Below are 20,012 nucleotides of genomic sequence, written 5' to 3' on the forward strand. Positions count from 1 at the left end.
CCCTGAGATGCGGCCGAGTTGGAAGGGGAGAGAAAGTAGGGCCGCACGTGTGTGACACGTAAGTAGCACAGAAGGTTGTGTGCTTGATGAGGCGGGGTGTCCCTTGGGCGCTGCGCGTCCGGATGCTGGACGAACGCCGTCATGGGTACGTGTTGTATCTATGCTGTTCGCATGAGCAGCCCGGGGACCCTGACCGCCAAGCAACCGCCCGCCGCCGACCGCGTCTACACCCACGTCAAGCAGGGCGTCCTGGAGCGCCGCTACGAGGGTGGGAGCCTCCTCACCGAGGGCGAACTCGCCGAGGCCGTGGGGGTGTCCCGCACGCCGGTGCGCGAGGCGCTGCTGCGGCTGGAGGTGGAAGGGCTGATCAAGCTCTACCCGAAGAAGGGAGCCCTGGTCCTGCCCGTGTCCGCGCAGGAGATCGCGGACGTGGTGGAGACCCGGCTGCTGGTCGAGGAGCATGCGGCGCGCAAGGCCGTGCCCGCGCCCGCCGGGCTCGTGGAGCGGCTGGAGGAACTGCTGGCGAAGCAGAAGGCGCAGGCCGCCGCGGGTGACCTCGCCGGAGCCGCCGTCACCGACCGCTGCTTCCACGCCGAGATCGTCCGCAGCGGGGGCAACGAGATCCTCTCCCGGCTCTACGACCAACTCCGCGACCGCCAGCTGCGGATGGGCATCGCCGTACTGCACTCCCACCCCGACCGGATCGCCAAGAGCCTCGCCGAGCACGAGGAGATCCTTCAGGCGCTGCGCTCCGGGGACGCGGAGGAGGCGGTCGGGGTCGTGCACCGGCACGTCAGCTGGTTCTCTCACCTGGCGCGGGGTGAGGTCCGATGAGGTCGTCGTCCGCCATGACCACCCTGCCGGGTGACCCTCCGGGCGGCCGGCGCGCGATGGCCGTCTGGGGCATCGGCGTCTCCGTCTACTTCGTCGCCGTCATCTTCCGTACGTCCCTCGGGGTGGCCGGCCTCGACGCCGCCGACCGCTTCCATGTGAACGCCTCGGCGCTGTCGACCTTCTCGATCCTGCAGCTGCTCGTCTACGCCGGCATGCAGATACCCGTCGGCCTGCTGGTGGACCGGCTCGGCACCAAGAAGGTGCTGACCATCGGGGTCGTGCTCTTCACGGCCGGCCAGCTCGGGTTCGCGTTCTCGCCCTCGTACGGCATGGCCCTCGCCTCCCGTGCACTGCTCGGCTGCGGTGACGCGATGACGTTCATCAGCGTGCTGCGGCTGGGCACCCGCTGGTTCCCGGCGCGGCGCGGGCCGCTCGTCGCGCAGTTCGCGGGGCTGGCCGGCATGGCGGGCAACCTGGTCTCCACGCTGGTGCTGGCCCGGCTGCTGCACGGCGTCGGCTGGACGGCCGCCTTCGCTGGCAGCGCGCTGGCCGGAGTCGTAGTCCTCGTGCTGCTTTTGCTGTTCCTGAAGGACCACCCCGAGGGGCACGAGCCGGAGCCGTTCCCGCACCAGGGCGCCGCGTACGTGCGGCGGCAGATCGCGGCCTCCTGGCGGGAGCCGGGGACGCGGCTAGGGCTGTGGGTGCACTTCACGACCCAGTTCCCGGCGATGGTGTTCCTGCTGCTGTGGGGGCTGCCGTTCCTGGTGCAGGCGCAGGGCCTGTCCCGGGCCACGGCCGGTGAACTCCTCACCCTGGTCGTCCTGTCGAACATGGTCGTGGGGCTCGTCTACGGCCAGATCATCGCCCGGCACCACGCGGCGCGGCTGCCGCTGGCGCTCGGCACCGTGGCGGCGACGGCGGTGGTGTGGGCGGCGACGCTGGCCTACCCGGCCGACCGGGCGCCGATGTGGCTGCTGATCGTGCTGTGCACGGTGCTCGGCTCGTGCGGTCCGGCGTCGATGATCGGCTTCGACTTCGCGCGGCCGGCCAACCCGGCGGAGCGGCAGGGGACGGCTTCCGGGATCACCAACATGGGCGGCTTCGTCGCCTCGATGACGACGCTGTTCGCGATCGGGGTGCTGCTGGACGCCACCGGCGACAACTACACCGTCGCGTTCTCCGCGGTGTTCGTGCTCCAGGCCCTCGGGGTCGGCCAGATCCTGCGGCTGCGGGGGCGGGTCGCCCGGCGGGAGCGGGAGCGGCTGGTGGCGAGCCGGGTGGAGACGGTGCACGTACCCGCGTGAAACGGGCGGTTCACCGCAACGGACGTTCACAGCCGGGGTGTTGCTCTGTCATGGGCGTGTGACAGCGGTGTCGTGAAGCGAGGACGGACGTGACCCGAGGGACCGGCGGCCCCTCATAGTCGTCGAGTGCATCGAACGCCTCGAACGCAGTCCTCGCTCCCGAAGGGAACCTCCTGATGAACCGCCACCTGCGCAAGACCGCCCTCGTCACCGCCGCGATCACGGCCGGCCTGCTGATGACGGCTTGTCAGAACGGTTCCACGAGCAACGGCAGCTCCCCGCACACCTCCGCGTCCACGACGGCCAAGTCGCAGGGGACGTCGAAGACCTCCGGTACGTCCCAGCACTCCGGCTCCTCGGGCACCTCCGCCCGGAACGCGTCGAAGTCCCAGCAGGGCGTGAACGCGACGATCACCGGGGGCACGGTCAGCTACCTCGCCCCGGGCAAGTACCTCGTGTCCGCGCCCGGAAAGACCGACCAGGCCTTCTTCGTCGCCGACGACACCCAGGTCCACGGCGCCGGCACGATCTGCGGCGGCTCGCGCTGCACCCTGGACCAGCTGGAGACGGCCACCAGGAAGGCAGCCGTCCCCGCCGACGTGACGATCAGGAAGGGTGTCGCCACCGTCGTACGCGAGCGTGGCGCCGCCGACACCGGCTCCGGCACCGGCACGAAGGGCGTCAACGGCACCTGGCTCGGCCAGGTCTCCTACCTCGCGCCGGGCAAGTTCACGGTCTCCGGCCCGAAGGGCACCGAGCAGGCCTTCTTCGTCGCCGACGACACCGTAGTGAAGGGTTACGGCACGATCTGCGGCAGCTCCGCGTCCCCGTCCGCCTGCACGCTCGACCAGCTCGAGGCCGCCGCGAAGAAGGGTCTGGACGCCAAGGTCGTCATCGCGAACGGCATCGCGACCTCGGTTATCGAGGACCACTGAGCACGGTTGAACCCGAGTCCTACTGCGTCACCGTGAAGTTCCGCAGGATCGCACCCGTCAGCGCCGGGTCCCCCTCCGCCTTCACCCGGTCCGCGACCCCCTCCGGCGTCACCCGGCCGCAGGCCAGGCGTACGTATGTCTCCCAGTCGAGGGTGAGGGTGGCGGCGGGGCCGAGGGCGGGGGCCGTTTCGAGGGTGCCGCGGCCCTGGATGTCGACGCGGATGGTGCGCAGGAACTCGACCGGCCCGTGCACGTCGAAGACGATCGCCGAACTGCGCGGTGCGTCCGACTTCTCGGCCACGACGGCGGGCAGCTCGTCGAGAAGCACGTCACGGGCGATGTGCGCGCCGGGGGAGTCGAGATTGCCGGGGCGCCCGAGAGCGGCGCGCAGGTCCTGCTCGTGCACCCACACGTTGAACGCGTGGGCCCGCATGGACTCTTCGAGGGTGATCTCGGTGCTGAGGGGGCCGCGCACCTTGGTGCCCGGGTCGCGCGACTCGTTCCGCAGCTGGCGGTTGCGGCGGATGATCACGTACTCCAGCTCGGACGTCATCTCCGGCGCCGTGTGGTGACGGCGGACGTCGACCTGCATCTCCATGTAGCGCTGGTGGTCGTTGGTGACGTGGAAGAGGTCGCGCGGCAGCGTGTGGATGGGGCGCGGGTCGCCGAGCATCTCGCAGTCCAGGCCGATGACATGGGAGACGACGTCACGGACCGACCACCCGGGGCACGGCGTCCGCCGGTTCCACTCTCCCTCCACAAGCGGCCCCACCAGCTCGGATATCGCTTCGATCGAATGGGTCCAGGCGTCGGCGTAGGGCTGGAGGGTGGGATGCAGACTCACGGAACGGGACCCCTCGGCGGTCGGTACACGGGCGGTTGGTGGCAGCGTTGCCAGCGGGAGGTGGCTGCACTCGGCGGGTGTCTTGGAACGCTAAGTTACGCTGCTGTGAGGCACCCCGGCAGTGCTTTCGTGTGACGATCGTAGGCCCGAGTGGACGGCTCGAATGCCAGGACGGTGGTAGTGTGCGCGCTTCTCTCATCCAGATCGCCGTAGACGAGGGCGAATCGGTCGAATCACGTCGGCGGCGGGTGACCGCGCTGGTACAGGAGCAGGCCGGGGCCGATCTGGTCGTGCTGCCCGAGCTGTGGACGACCGGCGCCTTCGCCTACGAGGAGTTCGGCACCGAGGCCGAGCCGCTCGAGGGGCCGACGTACGAGGCGATGGCGAAGGCCGCGAGCGACGCGGGCGTGTGGCTGCACGCGGGCTCCATTCCGGAGCGAGATCCTGAGGGACCGCTCTACAACACCTCTCTCGTCTTCTCCCCCTCCGGTGATCTGGCCGCCGCCTACCGCAAGATCCACCGCTTCGGCTTCGACAAGGGCGAGGCCGTGCTGATGGGCGCGGGCCGGGAGCTGGTGACGGTCCGGCTGCCCGGGACGACCGTGGGCCTCGCCACCTGCTACGACCTCCGTTTCCCCGAACTCTTCCGCGGTCTCGTCGACGCCGGCGCCGAGACTTTGGTCGTCCCGGCGGGCTGGCCGGAGCGCCGCCGGGCGCACTGGACGCTGCTGGCCCAGGCGCGGGCGGTCGAGAACCAGGCGTTCGTGCTTGCCTGTGGAACGGCCGGGACACATGCGGGAGTTCCGCAGGCGGGTCACTCGATCGTGGTGGATCCGTGGGGCGAGGTCCTCGCGGAGGCCGGGGCGGACGAGGAGATCCTCACCGTGGAGTTCGATCCGGCGAAGGTCGCGACGACCCGTGAGCAGTTCCCGGCCCTGAAGGACCGGGTCCTCTAGCCCAGGCGGCTGCGGGGGTTCAGTCGTCCTCCCGTTCCTTCTCCGCCAGGTGGATCACGCACACCGTCACCGCGATCAGCAGCGCCGGGTCCGCGTCCTCCCGTACGACGTCGACGCCGTAGGTCTCCCGGATGTGCAGCCAGCGGCGGGAGATCACGGCGAGGAGCTCACCGTCGTACTCGACGGCGAACTCGCGGTCGAGGATCTTGCCGCTGACGTCCAGTTCCGTGCCGTCGACCATGGAGACGCGGTAGTGGTGGCGCAGCAGGGACAGGCGTTTGCGTTTGATGCGGGCCAGGGCTTCGCCGTCCCGTTCGATCACCATGGTGTCGCGCAGGGCGAACATCTTCTGGTGGATGTCGATCAGGACGCGCCCGTGGGTGTCCTTCAGCTCGAAGGTGTCCCGAAGGCGCATGGCCTTGCCGTCGACGAGGAACACCTTGTTGCCGTGCTCGTCCTCGATCCAGTAGTCGTCACCGATGCCGAGGAGCCGGTCGCGTACGAGGAATCTCATACCGTCACCGCTTCCCCGGCGGCAGGTCCGAAACGCCGCCGGTAGGCCGACGGGCTGAGTCCCGTCTCGCGCCGCACGAGAGCGCGCAGGTTGGCCGCGGTCCCGAGGCCGCTCCTGGCGGCCACCACGTCGAGCCGCTCCTCCCCCCGCTCGATCAGCCGGCAGGCGAGCGCCACCCTCTCCCCCGTCAGCCAGGCCAGCGGAGTCGTACCGAGTTCGGCCCGGAAGCGGCGGTGGAGCGTGGCGGGGGAGACGGCCGCGCGGGCCGCCAGGTCCGCCACCGTCAGGGGCTCCCCCAGCCGCTCCTGCGCCCACGCCAGCAGCGGGCCGAGCGACTCGTCCGGCACCTGGGGTACCGGCCGCTCCACGAACTGCCGCTGCCCGCCGTCGCGGTGGGCGGCGAACACCAGCCGCCGCGACACGGCGTTGGCGATCTCGGCGCCGTGGTCCCTGCGGACCACGTACAGGCCGAGGTCGAGCGCGGCCGCGCTGCCGGCCGCGGTCAGGATGTCGCCCTCGTCGACGAAGAGGACATCCGGCTCCAGACGGACCTGCGGGTGCAGCTCGCGGAAGACATCGGCCCACATCCAGTGCGTGGTGGCCCGGCGGCCGTCCAGGAGCCCGGCCTCGGCGAGCGCGAAGCTGCCGGTGCACAGGCTCAGGACGCGGGCGCCACGCGCGTGCGTGCGGCGGATCGCGTCCAGTACGGCGGCACCGCGCGGTACGACGTTGTCGGGGCGGCCGGGCACGACGAGGGTGTCCGCGTCGTCCACGGCGTCCAGGCCGGGCACCCCGGTCAGCGTGAAGAAGCCGTGGTTCATGCGCACCTCGGGGGTGGGCGTGCACAGCGTCACCTCGTAGAGCGGGCCGGGGAGCCCGAGTTCGGGCCGCGGCAGCCCGAACAGCTCGGTGACGACGCCGACTTCGAAGGGGTTGGTGCCCGCGTCGACGATCACGGCGACCTGGTGCGGGCGGCGGTGCGAGGATCCTTGCGGCACATGCGATTTCTAGCACTCGTGCGACCGCCTGGCCACCGCCGACGATGACATGCATGAGCAGCGAACCCATCTCCCTGGACCAGGCCCTCGCTACCTTCACCGAGCAGTGGAGCCCGCGCATCGTCACGACCGTCAACGACTACGACGTACGTGTTGCGAAGGTCGAGGGCGAACACGTGTGGCACGTCCACGACCACACCGACGAGTTCTTCCTGGTCCTGGAGGGCGAACTCCACATCTCCCTGCGCGAGCCGGCAGGCGAGCGCACGGTGACGCTCCCCAAGGGCTCGGTCTTCACCGTCCCGCGCGGCACCGAACACAAGCCGCACGCGCGCGTGCCCGCCGAGATCCTGGTCCTCGAACCCACCGGCACCCTCTCGGTGGGCGACCGGCACGACGAGGTCCCCGCGCATGTGGACGCGACGACCGGCCACGCCCTGAGCTGACCGGAGCCCGGAATCGACGGGGCCAACGGGTGTCCCGGAGTTGAACTTCGCGTTGCCGTACGGAAGTTGACCAACCAATGTGACGGGCCCCGAGTCGGACGTTGCGTAAGTCGCACGCTGCGCACGTTCCTCCCGGAGGTTTCCCATGCACGCTCGTACCGTCCGCCGCCGCCTGACACGCGCCGTCCCAGCGGTGACGCTGGCCCTCGGCGCGGCCCTGGCCGTACCGCTCACGCTGGCCGGCACCGCCGACGCCGCGACGACGCCGGCCACCGCCGCGGTCAACCAGTCCGACTGGCAGCTCACCTACAAGGCCGCCCCCGGCCAGACCAACAAGGCCACCGTCACCGCCTCGCTCACCGCGGCCCGCACGGGCATCACCTACGTCATCGACGACGTGGTCCCGATCAGCGCGGGCCACGACTGCACGTACCCTTCCGCGTCCGACCACACGAAGGTCTCCTGCACGGTCACGTTCGTGGACAGCCAGGACCCGTACCCGGGGCTGGTCGTCGATCTCGGCGACCGGGGCGACACGCTCGCGTACGACAACGCCACCGACCAGATCTACACGTACGCCGAGATATCGCTGGGCGCCGGCAACGACAGGGCGACCGACTCCGGCCGCCTCGACGGCGCTTATGTCTCGGGCGACGCGGGCAGCGACACCATCACCGTGGGCGCGGAGGGCCTGGCCTGGGGCGGCGACGGCAACGACACGATCACCGCGAGCGGCGGCGACAACATCGTGCAGGGCGGCAAGGGCGACGACACGCTGCACGGCGGCAACGGGGCCCAGTACCTGTCCGGCGACGACGGCAACGACACGATCACCGGCGGAGCCGGCGCCGACACCCTGAACGGCGGCAGGGGCAACGACGTCCTGTACGGCAACGGCGGCAACGACAAGCTGTACGGCAACAGCGGGAACGACAGGCTGTACGGCGGCCCGGGCAGCGACACGCTCTCCGGCGGCCCGGGCACGGATGTGATCCGCCAGGGCTGACGGCCGACGGGGACGTGTCCGTCCGCCTCGCGGTGGAGGGGACGGACCGCCTTCCGTCGGTCCTTGCGGGCATGGACGGTCAGACGCCGTAACCGTCGCTGTAGCCGTCGCGCCGGTGGTGGTGGGTCCCCTCCTCGTCGATGACGGGCGTGCTGGGTGGCACCATCACACGGCGGCGGCGGGCGATGCTGCTGAAGGTGCTGACGCCGATCAGTCCGACGATCATGAGGATGATGCCGACCAGGTCGAGGTTGACCCCCTGCATGTGCCAGTCGGTCGCGAACGTGAGGATGGCTCCCACGGCGATGAGGATGATGCATCCGCCGAGGCCCATGAGCTGTCGCCTCCCTGTGCGGTCCGGAGCTGCCGGTGTTCCGGCCGACTCCGGGTACCCGCAGGCCCGTTGCCCATGCGGAGGCCGCCGCTCACGTCGCAGCGACTCGCGTCACATCACGTCGACGTAGCACCTGCGCAGGGGGACCGGCGCCCGGGAAGCTACCCCTCCAGGAACGCCACCAGGGCGTTGGCCAGCAGATACGGGTCGTCCGCGCCGCACAGCTCGCGGGCGCTGTGCATCGACAGGATCGCGACGCCGATGTCGACGGTCTTGATGCCGTGCCGGGCCGCGGTGATCGGGCCGATCGTCGTGCCGCAGGGCATGGAGTTGTTGGAGACGAAGGACTGGAAGGGGACGTTCGCCTTCTCGCAGGCGGCGGCGAAGACCGCGCGGCCCGAACCGTCCGTGGCGTAGCGGTTGTTGACGTTGACCTTGAGGATCGGACCGCCGTTGACCCGGGGGTGGTGCGTCGGGTCGTGCCGCTCCGCGTAGTTGGGGTGGACCGCGTGACCGGTGTCCGACGACAGGCACACCGTGCCCGCGAAGGCTCTCGCCCGGTCCTCGAACGAGCCCCCGCGCGCGAACACCGACCGCTCCAGCACGCTGCCGAGCAGCGGCCCGTCCGCGCCCGTGTCCGACTGCGAGCCGTTCTCCTCGTGGTCGAAGGCGGCCAGCACGGGGATGTAGGGAAGGTCCCCGGAAGAAACCGCCGTCAGCGCGGCCACCGCCGCGTGCACGGACAGCAGGTTGTCCATGCGCGGTCCCGCGAGCAGCTCCTTGTCGCGGCCCAGGTAGGCCGACGGCTCCACGGAGTGCGTCATCAGGTCCCAGCCGGTGACCTCGCCCGCCGGCAGCCCCGCACTCTCCTCCAGGAAGGCGATCAGGTCCCCGTCGCGCACATCGCTGCCCAGACCCCAGATGGGCGTCAGATGGCGCTGCTTGTCGAGCTTGAGGCCCTCCGCGGACACCGAACGGTCCAGGTGGATGGCGAGCTGGGGAACCCTGAGGAGCGGCCGGTCGACGTTCACCAGCCGCGTCGAGCCGTCCCGCAGGGTCAGCCGGCCGGCCAGGCCCAGGTCGCGGTCGAGCCAGGAGTTGAGCAGCGGCCCGCCGTAGATCTCCACCGCCACCTGGCGCCAGCCGTGCGCTCCGGTGTCGGGCAGCGGCTTGACCCGCAGGTTCGGGGAGTCGGTGTGTGCGCCGACGATGCGGAACGGCGTGTGGGGCGCCGCGCCCTCGGGGACGTACCAGGCCACGATCGCGCCGCCGCGCAGCACATACCTGCCGCCGGTTGTCCCGTCCCAGGCGTCCGTCTCCGCGACCTGCCTGAACCCTGCCTTCTCCAGCCGCTCGGCGGCGCTCGCCACCGCGTGGTACGGCGACGGGCTGGCCGTCAGGAAGGACATGAGGTCGTCGGTGTGGCCGCGGTCGAAGCGGGGGGGTTCGCTCATGGGGTTCACCTTAACGACGTACGAGGGCCCGCTCCTCGTGATGGGGAGCGGGCCCTCGTGAGGGCGATGTGGAATTCTGGCTACCCAGAACCGGAAAGGTTAGAACGCCGCCTCGTCCAGCTCCATCAGGTCCAGCTCGACGTTCTCGGCGAGCTTGCGGGCGCCGGTGACCCCCGGCAGGACGTTGGCAGCGAAGAACTTCGCCGCCGCGATCTTGCCCGTGTAGAACGCCTTGTCCTTGGCGGAGGCCGTCGGAAGCTTCTCGGCGGCGATCGCGGCACCCTTGAGCAGCAGGTATCCGACGACCACGTCACCTGAGGCCATCAGCAGGCGGGTGGTGTTCAGACCCACCTTGTAGATGTTCTTGACGTCCTGCTCGGTCGCCGCGAGGTCGGTCAGCATCAGGCCGACGATGGCCTCCAGCTCGACGGCGGCCTTCGCGAGGTGCTCGCGGGCGCCGGCCAGGTCCTCGCCGCCCTCGCCGAGCGCCAGGAACTTCTTGATGTCCTCGGCGAGCGAGTTCAGCGCCGCGCCCTGGTTGCGGACGATCTTCCGGAAGAAGTAGTCCTGGCCCTGGATCGCGGTGGTGCCCTCGTACAGGGTGTCGATCTTGGCGTCGCGGATGTACTGCTCGATCGGGTACTCCTGCAGGAAGCCGGAGCCGCCGAAGGTCTGCAGCGACTGGGCGAGCTGCTCGTAGCCCTTCTCGGAGCCGTAGCCCTTGACGATCGGCAGGAGCAGGTCGTTCAGGGCCTCCAGCGCCTTGAAGTCCTCGCCCGCGGCCTCCTTGACCTGGATCTCGTCCTGGATGGAGGCGGTGTAGAGCACCAGCGCGCGCATGCCCTCCGCGTACGCCTTCTGCGTCATCAGCGAGCGGCGGACGTCCGGGTGGTGCGTGATGGTGACCTTGGGCGCGGTCTTGTCCATGAAGTTCGCGAGGTCCGGACCCTGGACGCGCTCCTTGGCGTACTCGAGAGCGTTGAGGTAGCCGGTGGACAGCGTGGAGATCGCCTTCGTGCCGACCATCATGCGGGCGAACTCGATGATGCGGAACATCTGGCGGATGCCGTCGTGCTTGTCGCCGATCAGCCAGCCCTTGGCGGGGTGCTGGTCGCCGAAGGTCATCTCGCAGGTGTTGGAGGCCTTCAGGCCCATCTTGTGCTCGACGTTCGTCGCGTACACGCCGTTGCGCTCGCCCAGCTCGCCGGTCTCGAAGTCGAAGAGGTACTTCGGGACGAGGAAGAGGGACAGGCCCTTGGTGCCGGGGCCGGCGCCCTCGGGGCGGGCGAGGACGTAGTGGAGGATGTTCTCCTCCATGTCGTGCTCACCGGAGGTGATGAAGCGCTTCACGCCCTCGATGTGCCAGGAGCCGTCCTCCTGCTGGATCGCCTTGGTGCGGCCGGCGCCGACGTCCGAACCGGCGTCGGGCTCGGTGAGCACCATGGTGGAGCCCCAGGTCTTCTCCACGGCGATCTTGGCTATGTGCTTCTGGACCTCGTTGCCCTCGTCGAAGAGGATGCCGGCGAACGCCGGGCCGGAGGCGTACATCCACACGGCCGGGTTCGAGCCGAGCAGGAGCTCCGCGTACGCCCAGATCAGGGAGCGCGGGGAGGTGGTGCCGCCGATCTCCTCGGGCAGGCCCAGGCGCCAGTACTCCGAGTCCATGAAGGCCTTGTAGCTCTTCTTGAAGGACGCCGGGACCGGGGCGGTGTTCGTCTCCGGGTCGAAGACCGGCGGGTTGCGGTCTGCGTCCGCGAAGGACTCCGCCAGCTCGTTCTCCGCGAGGCGGGTCAGCTCCTCGAGGATGCTCTTGGCGGTGTCGACGTCCATCTCCTCGAACGGGCCGGTGCCGTACAGCTTGTCCCGACCGAGGACTTCGAAGAGGTTGAACTCGATGTCGCGCAGATTCGACTTGTAGTGCCCCATGGCGACGGCTCCGTTAGAGAAATCGGCGAGGCACCGGGTGTAGCTCCTCGCGCTAGTTCACGTACCAACAAGTAGCTACGATGATGCTACCCGTCGGTAATAAGAAGCAACCCCGAATGGGTCATCTGTGACTCAGTACTCTTGCGCTCATGTACGGCTACGACCAGAACGTGGGTGCGGGTGCTCAGCAGCAGTACGCCCAGCCGCAGCAGGGCCCCGGCGGTTACGGGCAGCAGCAGCCGCTGTATCCCGAGCCGTCCCCGCCGTCCCTCGCGGACGCGGTACGGGCCTTCACCACCGGCCAGCTGTCCGCGGAGGACTTCCAGCAGGTCTTCGCGACCTCGAAGGTCTACTGCCCGCGCGGCGACAACCCCGGTTTCCTCGCCCTGCACAACACGCAGCAGCCGGTGATCCCGATGTTCACCTCGCTCAAGGAGCTGCGCCGGTACGCGGGCAAGGAGTCCAAGTACTTCGTGATCACGGGGGCCGAGGTCATCGATCTGCTCCCCACCGGCTACGGCTTCGTCCTCGACATGGAGGGCGAGCACCGAATGGTCTTCGACGCGAAGGCCGTGGAGCAGATGGTCGAGTTCGCGATGCGCAGAATGTACGGCTGACACCCGCCTGCCGGAGCCCGGAGGGAATGCCCTCCGGGCTTTCTCTGTTACGGGTGGCAGAAAGTTCAATGCTCAACTAAACTGGCCGCACAAGGAGGTACCGACATGCCTGCAGTGACCGTCGAGAACCCGCTGAGCCTGCCCCGTGTGGCCGCTCCGGCCGACGCCGTGGCACGTCCCGTGCTCGCTGTCACGACCGCGCCGAGCGGTTTCGAGGGCGAGGGCTTCCCGGTGCGCCGGGCGTTCGCCGGGATCAACTACAAGTACCTCGACCCGTTCATCATGATGGACCAGATGGGCGAGGTGGAGTACGCGCCGGGCGAGCCCAAGGGCACCCCCTGGCACCCGCACCGCGGCTTCGAGACCGTCACGTACATCATCGACGGGATCTTCGACCACCAGGACTCCAACGGCGGTGGCGGCACCATCACCAACGGTGACACCCAGTGGATGACCGCGGGCTCGGGCCTGCTGCACATCGAGGCCCCGCCGGAGTCCCTCGTCATGTCCGGCGGCCTCTTCCACGGTCTGCAGCTGTGGGTGAACCTCCCGGCCAGGGACAAGATGATGGCCCCGCGCTACCAGGACATCCGCGGCGGAAACGTTCAGCTGCTGACGACCCCGGACGGCGGCGCGCTGCTGCGGGTCATCGCCGGTGAGCTCGACGGCCACCAGGGCCCCGGCATCACGCACACACCGATCACGATGATCCACGCGACGCTGGCGCCGGGTGCGGAGCTCACCCTGCCGTGGCGCGAGGACTTCAACGGCCTCGCGTACGTCCTCGCCGGCCGCGGCGCGGTCGGAGCCGAGCGCCGGCCGGTCGAGATGGGCCAGACCGCCGTGTTCGGTGCGGGCTCCGCGCTGACGGTCCGCGCGGACGAGAAGCAGGACTCGCACACCCCCGACCTGGAGGTCGTGCTGCTGGGCGGGCAGCCGATACGTGAGCCCATGGCCCACTACGGCCCCTTCGTCATGAACACCCGTGAGGAACTCCAGCAGGCCTTCGAGGACTTCCAGAAGGGCCGGCTGGGGACCGTCCCGGCCGTGCACGGGATGACCGAGGGCGGCCTGTAGGACCGTGCGCGGGCGGACTGCCGGGTTCTCACCCGGCTGGTCCGTCCGCGCAGGACACCGCGCGGGCGGGCGTGATGCGCTGGACGGGTGCAGCTTCTTCCCGATCCCGTCCGGCGGCTCGCTGCCTGGTGCGCCATCATCCTGTTGGTGGCCGGGGTGGTCTATGTCGGGATCCTGCTGTGCTCGGCCTTGCGGACCGCCGTGGTCCCCGTGCTGCTCGCCCTGCTCGGGACCGCCCTGCTGGGGCCGCTGCACCGGCGGCTCGTCAAGGCCAGGGTCAACCGGTCCGTCGCCGCCGGACTCACCTGTGTCGCGGTCGTGGCCGTGGTCGGCGGGGCCGTGTACATCGTCGTCGCCGCGCTCATCGACACCGGTGACCAGATCGTCGCCTCGCTGAAGGACGCGGCTCAGGGGGTCGCCGATCATTTCGGGGCCGCGGGGACCTCGCTCGACGACCTCGCCACGAACGCCAAGGACCTGCTCACCAAGTTCGGGGGGACCGCCGCCTCCAACGTCATCAGCGGGGTCAGCGTCGTCGGCGAGACCATCGCCATGGCCGTCCTGGCGCTGTTCCTCGTCTTCTTCTTCCTGCGGGACTCGCACAAGGCCGCCGACCTGATCAGGGGCATCGCTCCGGGGGAGAGCGGCGACACGCTCGAGGCCATGGCCCGCCGGGCCTACGAGGCCGTCGAGGGCTTCATGCGCGGCACCAGCGTCATCGCGCTCATCGACGCCGTCTGCATCACCCTGGGGCTGCTGGTGCTGGACGTACCCGGTGCCATCGGGCTCGGCGCGCTCGTCTTCGTCGGGGCCTTCATCCCCTACCTGGGCGCCTTCATCTCAGGCGCCGTCGCCGTGCTGGTCGCGCTCGCCGACCGTGGGTTCGTGATCGCGCTGTGGGTGCTCGGGGTGGTGCTGGCGGTCCAGGTGCTGGAGGGGCATGTGCTCACGCCGATGATCCAGAGCCGGACCGTGCAGATGCACCCCGCGGTGGTGATGGTGGCCATCACGGCGGGGGCCTCCGTCGCCGGCGTTCTCGGCATGCTGCTCGCCGTGCCGCTCACCGCCGCCGCCTTCGGCGTCATACACGAACTGCAGGCGCGGTATCAGGTACCCGAGCCGTCGGACTCGTAGAGCTCGAACCAGATGCTCTTGCCCTCGCCCTGCGGGTCCACCCCCCACGCGTCCGCGAGCAGCTCGATGAGCATCAACCCGCGCCCGGAGGAAGCCAGTTCGCCGGGGCGGCGCTTGTGCGGCAGGGCGTCGCTGGTGTCCGTGACCCCGATGCGCATCCGACGGCTGCCGGACTCGCCCCGCACCTCCGCCAGCAGCAGCGCGTCGGCGTCGGTGTGCACCAGGACGTTGGTGAGCATCTCGGAGACCAGCAGCACCGCCGAGTCGACCTGGTCCGGCGAGGGCCAGTCGTGCAGCAGCTCGCGCAGGTGCTGACGGGCCACCGCCACCCGCTCCGGTTCCGCCTGCGCGACGGACAGCATGGTGCGGCGCACCGTCGGCCGCACCACCACCGTCTCTCCGCAGCCCTCCTCCGGCCGGGACAGCAGCAGTACGGCTATGTCGTCCTCGCGCCGGTCTGCAAAGGGCCCGGTGGTGTGGTGGGAGGAGGGGCCGTGGACCCCCTGGACCAGGGCGTCGGCCAGTTCCTCCAGGTCGCCCTTGTGGTCCTCGAGGATCGCGCGGATCCGCTGCCAGCCGCTCTCCAGGTCGTGCCCGCCGGTCTCGATCAGACCGTCGGTGCAGATCAGCATGGTCTCGCCGGGTTCGAGGATGATCCGGGTGGTCGGGTAGTCGGCGTCCGGGTCGATGCCGAGCGGCAGACCGCCCGCCGTCGGACGGGCCAGCACCGTGCCGTCGGCCATCCGGATCGCCGGGTCCGGGTGCCCGGCGCGCGCGATGTCGAGGGTGCCGGTCGCCGGGTCGGCCTCGACGTACAGACAGGTCGCGAAGCGCAGGTCCGCGAGGGCGTCCTCCTCGGGGGTGCCGGGCCGAATGGCGCCGTCCGACAGGCCGTGCAGGAAGCGGGAGGCACGGGAGAGCACCGCGTCGGGGCGGTGTCCCTCGGAGGCGTACGCGCGCAGGGCGATGCGGAGCTGGCCCATCAGGCCGGCCGCCCGCACGTCATGGCCCTGGACGTCGCCGATGACCAGGGCGATCCGGCCGCCCCCAGAGGGGGGACCCCCGGGCAGCGGGATCATGTCGTACCAGTCGCCACCGACCTGGAGGCCGCCGCCGGTGGGCACGTAGCGGGCGGCGACGTTCATGCCCGGTATCTGCGGGCCGAGGGTCGGCAGCATCGAGCGCTGCAGGCCGTCGGTCAGCGCCCGCTCGGTCTCGGCGGTCCCGGCCCGGGACAGGGCCTGGGCGAGCATGCGGGCCACCGTCGTCAGCACCGACCGCTCGTCGGGGTTGAACGTGACCGGGTACGCGAAGGCCGCCATCCAGGCGCCCATCGTGCGGCCCGCCACGGTCAGCGGCAGAAACGCCCAGGAATGGCGGTTGAAGGACGCGGCGAGCGGCCAGGCAGCCGGGTAGCGCGACTTGTACTGCTCGGGGGTGGAGATATAGACGGCGCGGCCGGTGCGGACCACCTCGGCGGCGGGGTAGTCCGTGTCCAGGGCCATGTGCGAGAAGGGGCCGTCGTCGCCGGGCTGGTGCCCGTGATGGCCGATGATCGTCAGCCGGTCGCCCTCCACGCCGAACACCGCGAGCCCGTCCGGGGTGAACCCCGGCATCGACAGGCCCGCCGCGACCCGCAGCACCTCCTCCGTGGACCGCGCCTCGGCCAGCGCCCGGCCCGCGTCCAGCAGGAACGCCTCCCTGGAGCGCCGCCAGTCGCCGGTGACGGCGCTGCGTCCGGCCGGCGTGCCCGGGGTCGGCTCGGTGACCTCCTGAAGGGTGCCGATCAGCTGGAAGGACTTCTTCTCGGGGTTGAAGGACGGCTTGGAGCGGGAACGGACGACACGGATCACCCGCCCGTGCTCGTCCATGACCCGGATCCGCACCTCGGCCAGTGTGCCCTCGGTGACGGCGAGCCCGACGACGGCGATGATCTCGTTCCAGTCGACCGGATGGAGCCGGGCCCGGGCCTTGGCCTCCGTGAGGGTGGTCTGCTCGGCGGGCAGCCCCAGCAGCCGAGCCGCCTCGGGGTCGACCGTGACGAGTTCGGTGGCGGTGTCCCAGTGCCACAGGCCGGTCGCGAGGGCGGCGAGAACCTCCCCCACGGCGGGCAGAGGCTCACCAGTGCGCATTGCCCCACTTTATGGAGAGGTGATCGAGGAGTGCCACCGATTGCCCACTCTTAATGGTGGGGAGCCGATCTTGGGGTGCCCGGTACGCTGGGGGTGTTTCACGTGAAACACCCTGAGTGACACAGACCCCGATCCGCGAAGACTGGATGAACGACGATGCATCGGTACAGGTCCCACACCTGCGGCGAGCTCCGCTCCTCTGACGTCGGCACCGACGTCCGGCTGAGTGGCTGGCTGCACAATCGGCGCGACCTGGGCGGCATCCTCTTCATCGATCTGCGCGATCACTACGGCATCACGCAGCTCGTCGCCCGTCCGGGCACCCCGGCCTACGAGGCCCTCGACAAGCTGACCAAGGAGTCCACGGTCCGCGTCGACGGCAAGGTCGTCTCCCGGGGCACCGAGAACGTCAACCCGGACCTGCCGACCGGTGAGATCGAGGTCGAGGTCGGCGAGGTCGAGCTGCTCGGCGCCGCCGCCCCGCTCCCGTTCACGATCAACACCGAGGACGGGGTCAACGAGGAGCGGCGCCTGGAGTACCGCTTCCTCGACCTGCGCCGCGAGCGCATGCACAAGAACATCATGCTGCGGTCGTCGGTGATCGCCTCGATCCGCTCCAAGATGGTCGCCCTCGGCTTCAACGAGATGGCGACCCCGATTCTGTCGGCGACCTCCCCCGAGGGCGCCCGCGACTTCGTGGTCCCCTCCCGCCTCAACCCGGGCAAGTTCTACGCCCTGCCGCAGGCCCCGCAGCAGTTCAAGCAGCTGCTGATGATCTCCGGCTTCGACCGCTACTTCCAGATCGCGCCCTGCTTCCGCGACGAGGACGCGCGCGCGGACCGCTCGCCGGGCGAGTTCTACCAGCTCGACGTCGAGATGAGCTTCGTCGAGCAGGAGGACGTCTTCCGGCCGATCGAGCAGCTCATGACCGAGCTGTTCGAGGAGTTCGGCGGCGGCCGCCACGTCACCTCCCCCTTCCCGCGGATCCCGTTCCGCGAGGCGATGCTGAAGTACGGCTCCGACAAGCCGGACCTGCGCGCCCAGCTGGAGCTCGTCGACATCACCGATGTCTTCGAGGGCTCGGAGTTCAAGGCCTTCGCCGGCAAGCACGTGCGTGCGCTGCCGGTGCCGGACGTCTCCGCGCAGCCGCGGAAGTTCTTCGACCAGCTCGGTGACTTCGCGGTCTCGCAGGGCGCGAAGGGCCTGGCCTGGGTGCGGGTGGCCGAGGACGGTTCGCTGTCCGGCCCGATCGCGAAGTTCCTCACCGAGGAGAACGTCGCCGAGCTGACCAAGCGGCTGTCGCTGGCCGCCGGTCACGCCGTGTTCTTCGGCGCGGGCGAGTTCGACGAGGTATCGAAGATCATGGGCGCGGTCCGCGTCGAGGCCGCCAAGCGTGCCGGGCACTTCGAGGAGGGCGTCTTCCGGTTCTGCTGGATCGTCGACTTCCCGATGTACGAGAAGGACGAGGAGACCGGCACGATCGACTTCTCGCACAACCCCTTCTCGATGCCACAGGGGGGCCTGGAGGCCCTGGAGACCCAGGACCCGCTGGACATCCTCGGCTGGCAGTACGACATCGTCTGCAACGGCGTCGAGCTGTCCTCCGGAGCGATCCGGAACCACGAGCCCGAGATCATGCTGAAGGCCTTCGAGATCGCGGGCTACGACCGTGACACCGTCGAGGAGAAGTTCGCCGGCATGCTGCGCGCCTTCCGCTTCGGCGCCCCGCCGCACGGCGGCATCGCCCCCGGCGTCGACCGCATCGTCATGCTCCTCGCGGACGAGCCGAACATCCGCGAGACCATCGCCTTCCCGCTCAACGGCAACGCCCAGGACCTGATGATGGGCGCGCCGACGGAGCTGGAGGAGGCACGGCTGAAGGAGCTGCACCTGTCGGTGCGCAAGCCGCAGCCGAAGTAAGCCACAGGCGCATACGAAGGGCTCGAAACCGGCGTCGGTTTCGAGCCCTTTCGCTTGAGCAATGCGTCGTAGTACCGCGTGTGTTCAGATAACCCAGAGCAGTCCGTTGCCGCCCAGCAGGGTGCTGTCCCGCTGGGTGAGGCCGACCGCGTTCGCCGTGATCACTCGGCTGCCGGTGGCCGTCGGACGGGAGGAGCCGCCGGGGAAGACCCAGACGGCGCCGGTGTAGTTGTTCTCGCCGGCCGCGCCGACGAACAGCTCCGGCCTGCCGTCCTTGTTGATGTCGCCCACCGAGACCGTCGTCCCGAAGAAGCCGTCGGTCTCGGAGGTGTCCGGGACGCCCGCCGTGTCCTGGGAGAAGGAGTACGCGCCGGTGCCGAGGGAGCCCGAGGCGCGGCCCGGGATGATCGTCACCTGGCCGGAGTCGCGCCGGGCGAGGTCCTCGTACGGGGAGCCGACCACGATGTCGGCGAGCCCGTCCCGGTTGAGGTCGGCCACGGCGAGGGCGCCGCCGAAGGCGTCGCCCTTCTCGCTCGTATCGGGGACACCGGCGGTGTTCTGCGTGATCTGGACGGGCTTCGCGTCACTCGCGATGCCCTGCCTCGAGCCGTACCAGACCAGGATGCGCCCGCCCAACGCCCCGTCGACGCCTGCTCTTTCGGGCTCGTCCGGGTCGCCGACCACCAGGTCGCCGTAGCCGTCGCCATTGACGTCGCCGGAGGCCGCGATCAGACCGTTGCCCTGCTGCAGTTCGTTGCCGCCGTAGGACGGGTTCACCGAGACCTGGCCGCCGCTCAGGCCGCTCAGCCGGGTGGTGACGACGACCGGGTCGGGGATCCGGTTGCCGTCGAAGTCGCCGAGGGCCACGGACTCGGCGGAGGGCGTGTCCGTGTTGAGGGTGACGGCGCCGAAGGAGCCGTTGCGGCTGAACGGGCCCTCGAAGTGGACGGTCGCGTCGTATCCGGCGACCGAGACCCGGGTCTTCGTGCCGCCGCCGGTACTGAGCGCGGCGACGTCGAGACCGTAGTACTTCGGCTCCTGGGCTGCGGTCGCCGGGGTCGGCAGGTCGGTGCCGCTCGTCAGCCCGTTCCTGCTGCCCCACAGCACTGTCACCGCACCCGCGTCGGTGCCCTTGGAGGTGTCCTCGTTGGGCGCGGTGACCACCAGGTCGGCATAGCCGTCCCGGTTCAGGTCGGCCGTGGCTGTGGCGGCGCCGAAGCGGTCGTAGGCCTCGCTGGTGCCCGGCACCCCGGCGGTGTTCTGGGTGATCGTCTTCCGATGGGTGGCCGACAGGCCGGAGGCCGACCCGTAGAGGATGACGACCGCACCGGCCGCCGTTTTGCCGGACACGTTCGCGCCCGGTGCGGGCAGGACGGCATCGCGGTAGCCGTCGCCGTTGAAGTCGCCCGGTACGGCGCCGTGCACCGCGGCCGCCGGTACGGCCGGCAGCAGCACGCCGCCGACCAGAGAGGCGGCCACGAACGCGGCCACACCCCATCTGCGCATGAGTTTCCCCCTGTGAATGCCCAGCTTGCTGTTACCGCACAAGCGTGCGGACCTTACCAGGCCTTCCTTGCGTGA

Annotated in this window: 18 protein-coding genes; 10 read left to right on the plus strand and 8 right to left on the minus strand. The window is 70.0% G+C overall.

The window, feature by feature from the left end; translation table 11 throughout:
• Positions 1–171 precede the first annotated feature (171 nt).
• The 3 genes from IH68_RS0125080 to IH68_RS0125090 all read left to right on the plus strand — a co-directional run bounded on the left by IH68_RS0125080 (position 172) and on the right by IH68_RS0125090 (position 3,073).
• Positions 172–834 carry a GntR family transcriptional regulator gene (locus IH68_RS0125080; protein WP_030939149.1) on the plus strand — a complete coding sequence of 221 codons (663 nt, stop codon included), beginning with the start codon at positions 172–174 and terminating at the stop codon, positions 832–834.
• A 14-nt stretch (positions 835–848) separates the two neighbouring features.
• The gene (locus IH68_RS0125085; RefSeq protein ID WP_030939151.1) at positions 849–2,138 is read left to right on the plus strand and encodes an MFS transporter; all 1,290 of its coding nucleotides are present in this window, start codon (positions 849–851) and stop codon (positions 2,136–2,138) included.
• A 176-nt stretch (positions 2,139–2,314) separates the two neighbouring features.
• Positions 2,315–3,073 (plus strand): hypothetical protein, encoded by a 759-nt coding sequence (locus IH68_RS0125090; protein WP_030939153.1) that lies wholly within the window; start codon positions 2,315–2,317, stop codon positions 3,071–3,073.
• A gap of 19 nt (positions 3,074–3,092) precedes the next feature.
• Here the strand turns inward: IH68_RS0125090 and IH68_RS0125095 are convergent, their stop codons facing one another.
• Positions 3,093–3,917: a maleylpyruvate isomerase family mycothiol-dependent enzyme gene (locus IH68_RS0125095; protein WP_030939155.1), complete on the minus strand. Its 825-nt coding sequence runs from the start codon at positions 3,915–3,917 to the stop codon at positions 3,093–3,095.
• Between the two features lie 182 nt (positions 3,918–4,099).
• Between IH68_RS0125095 and IH68_RS0125100 the strand changes: the two genes are divergently transcribed.
• On the plus strand, positions 4,100–4,873 hold the full coding sequence (locus IH68_RS0125100) for a carbon-nitrogen family hydrolase (protein ID WP_030939157.1): 774 nt from the start codon (positions 4,100–4,102) through the stop codon (positions 4,871–4,873).
• Positions 4,874–4,892: 19 nt separating this feature from the next.
• On the opposite strand, the gene IH68_RS0125105 is transcribed toward IH68_RS0125100, so the two are convergent.
• Both IH68_RS0125105 and IH68_RS0125110 read right to left on the minus strand, forming a co-directional pair.
• On the minus strand, positions 4,893–5,387 hold the full coding sequence (locus IH68_RS0125105; RefSeq protein ID WP_030939158.1) for an LURP-one-related/scramblase family protein: 495 nt from the start codon (positions 5,385–5,387) through the stop codon (positions 4,893–4,895).
• Positions 5,384–6,385, minus strand: a complete 1,002-nt coding sequence (locus tag IH68_RS0125110) for a GlxA family transcriptional regulator (RefSeq protein ID WP_030939160.1) — start codon at positions 6,383–6,385, stop codon at positions 5,384–5,386. Before IH68_RS0125110 ends, IH68_RS0125105 begins: the two co-directional genes overlap by 4 nt.
• A gap of 53 nt (positions 6,386–6,438) precedes the next feature.
• Between IH68_RS0125110 and IH68_RS0125115 the strand changes: the two genes are divergently transcribed.
• Both IH68_RS0125115 and IH68_RS0125120 read left to right on the plus strand, forming a co-directional pair.
• The gene (locus IH68_RS0125115) at positions 6,439–6,831 is read left to right on the plus strand and encodes a cupin domain-containing protein (protein ID WP_030939162.1); all 393 of its coding nucleotides are present in this window, start codon (positions 6,439–6,441) and stop codon (positions 6,829–6,831) included.
• 145 nt (positions 6,832–6,976) lie between these two features.
• Positions 6,977–7,837 (plus strand): calcium-binding protein, encoded by an 861-nt coding sequence (locus IH68_RS0125120; protein WP_030939163.1) that lies wholly within the window; start codon positions 6,977–6,979, stop codon positions 7,835–7,837.
• A 79-nt stretch (positions 7,838–7,916) separates the two neighbouring features.
• On the opposite strand, the gene IH68_RS0125125 is transcribed toward IH68_RS0125120, so the two are convergent.
• The 3 genes from IH68_RS0125125 to IH68_RS0125135 form a co-directional block, all read right to left on the minus strand.
• A complete protein-coding gene (locus tag IH68_RS0125125; protein ID WP_030939164.1) occupies positions 7,917–8,171 on the minus strand; it encodes a DUF6458 family protein in 255 nt (84 codons plus the stop codon).
• A gap of 161 nt (positions 8,172–8,332) precedes the next feature.
• Positions 8,333–9,625, minus strand: a complete 1,293-nt coding sequence (locus tag IH68_RS0125130; protein ID WP_030939165.1) for a M18 family aminopeptidase — start codon at positions 9,623–9,625, stop codon at positions 8,333–8,335.
• 99 nt (positions 9,626–9,724) lie between these two features.
• Positions 9,725–11,551: an acyl-CoA dehydrogenase gene (locus IH68_RS0125135; protein WP_030939167.1), complete on the minus strand. Its 1,827-nt coding sequence runs from the start codon at positions 11,549–11,551 to the stop codon at positions 9,725–9,727.
• A gap of 149 nt (positions 11,552–11,700) precedes the next feature.
• On the opposite strand from IH68_RS0125135, the gene IH68_RS0125140 reads away from it, so the two are divergent.
• From IH68_RS0125140 to IH68_RS0125150, 3 genes are all read left to right on the plus strand, one after another.
• Positions 11,701–12,168 carry an SseB family protein gene (locus IH68_RS0125140; protein ID WP_030939169.1) on the plus strand — a complete coding sequence of 156 codons (468 nt, stop codon included), beginning with the start codon at positions 11,701–11,703 and terminating at the stop codon, positions 12,166–12,168.
• A 105-nt stretch (positions 12,169–12,273) separates the two neighbouring features.
• Positions 12,274–13,245, plus strand: coding sequence for a pirin family protein (locus IH68_RS0125145; protein WP_030939171.1), 972 nt, complete (start codon positions 12,274–12,276; stop codon positions 13,243–13,245).
• Positions 13,246–13,332: 87 nt separating this feature from the next.
• Positions 13,333–14,379, plus strand: a complete 1,047-nt coding sequence (locus tag IH68_RS0125150; protein WP_030939173.1) for an AI-2E family transporter — start codon at positions 13,333–13,335, stop codon at positions 14,377–14,379.
• On the opposite strand, the gene IH68_RS0125155 is transcribed toward IH68_RS0125150, so the two are convergent.
• On the minus strand, positions 14,352–16,511 hold the full coding sequence (locus tag IH68_RS0125155; RefSeq protein WP_030939175.1) for a SpoIIE family protein phosphatase: 2,160 nt from the start codon (positions 16,509–16,511) through the stop codon (positions 14,352–14,354). The two genes, IH68_RS0125150 and IH68_RS0125155, sit on opposite strands and share 28 nt — an antisense overlap.
• A 156-nt stretch (positions 16,512–16,667) precedes the next feature.
• Between IH68_RS0125155 and aspS the strand changes: the two genes are divergently transcribed.
• Positions 16,668–18,431: an aspartate--tRNA ligase gene (gene aspS, locus IH68_RS0125160; protein WP_030939177.1), complete on the plus strand. Its 1,764-nt coding sequence runs from the start codon at positions 16,668–16,670 to the stop codon at positions 18,429–18,431.
• 84 nt (positions 18,432–18,515) lie between these two features.
• On the opposite strand, the gene IH68_RS0125165 is transcribed toward aspS, so the two are convergent.
• Complete coding sequence (locus IH68_RS0125165) at positions 18,516–19,937, minus strand: FG-GAP-like repeat-containing protein (protein ID WP_030939179.1); 1,422 nt, start codon at positions 19,935–19,937, stop codon at positions 18,516–18,518.
• Positions 19,938–20,012: the final 75 nt, after the last annotated feature.

The organism is Streptomyces sp. NRRL S-646, assembly GCF_000720765.1.
Lineage (GTDB): Bacteria > Actinomycetota > Actinomycetes > Streptomycetales > Streptomycetaceae > Streptomyces.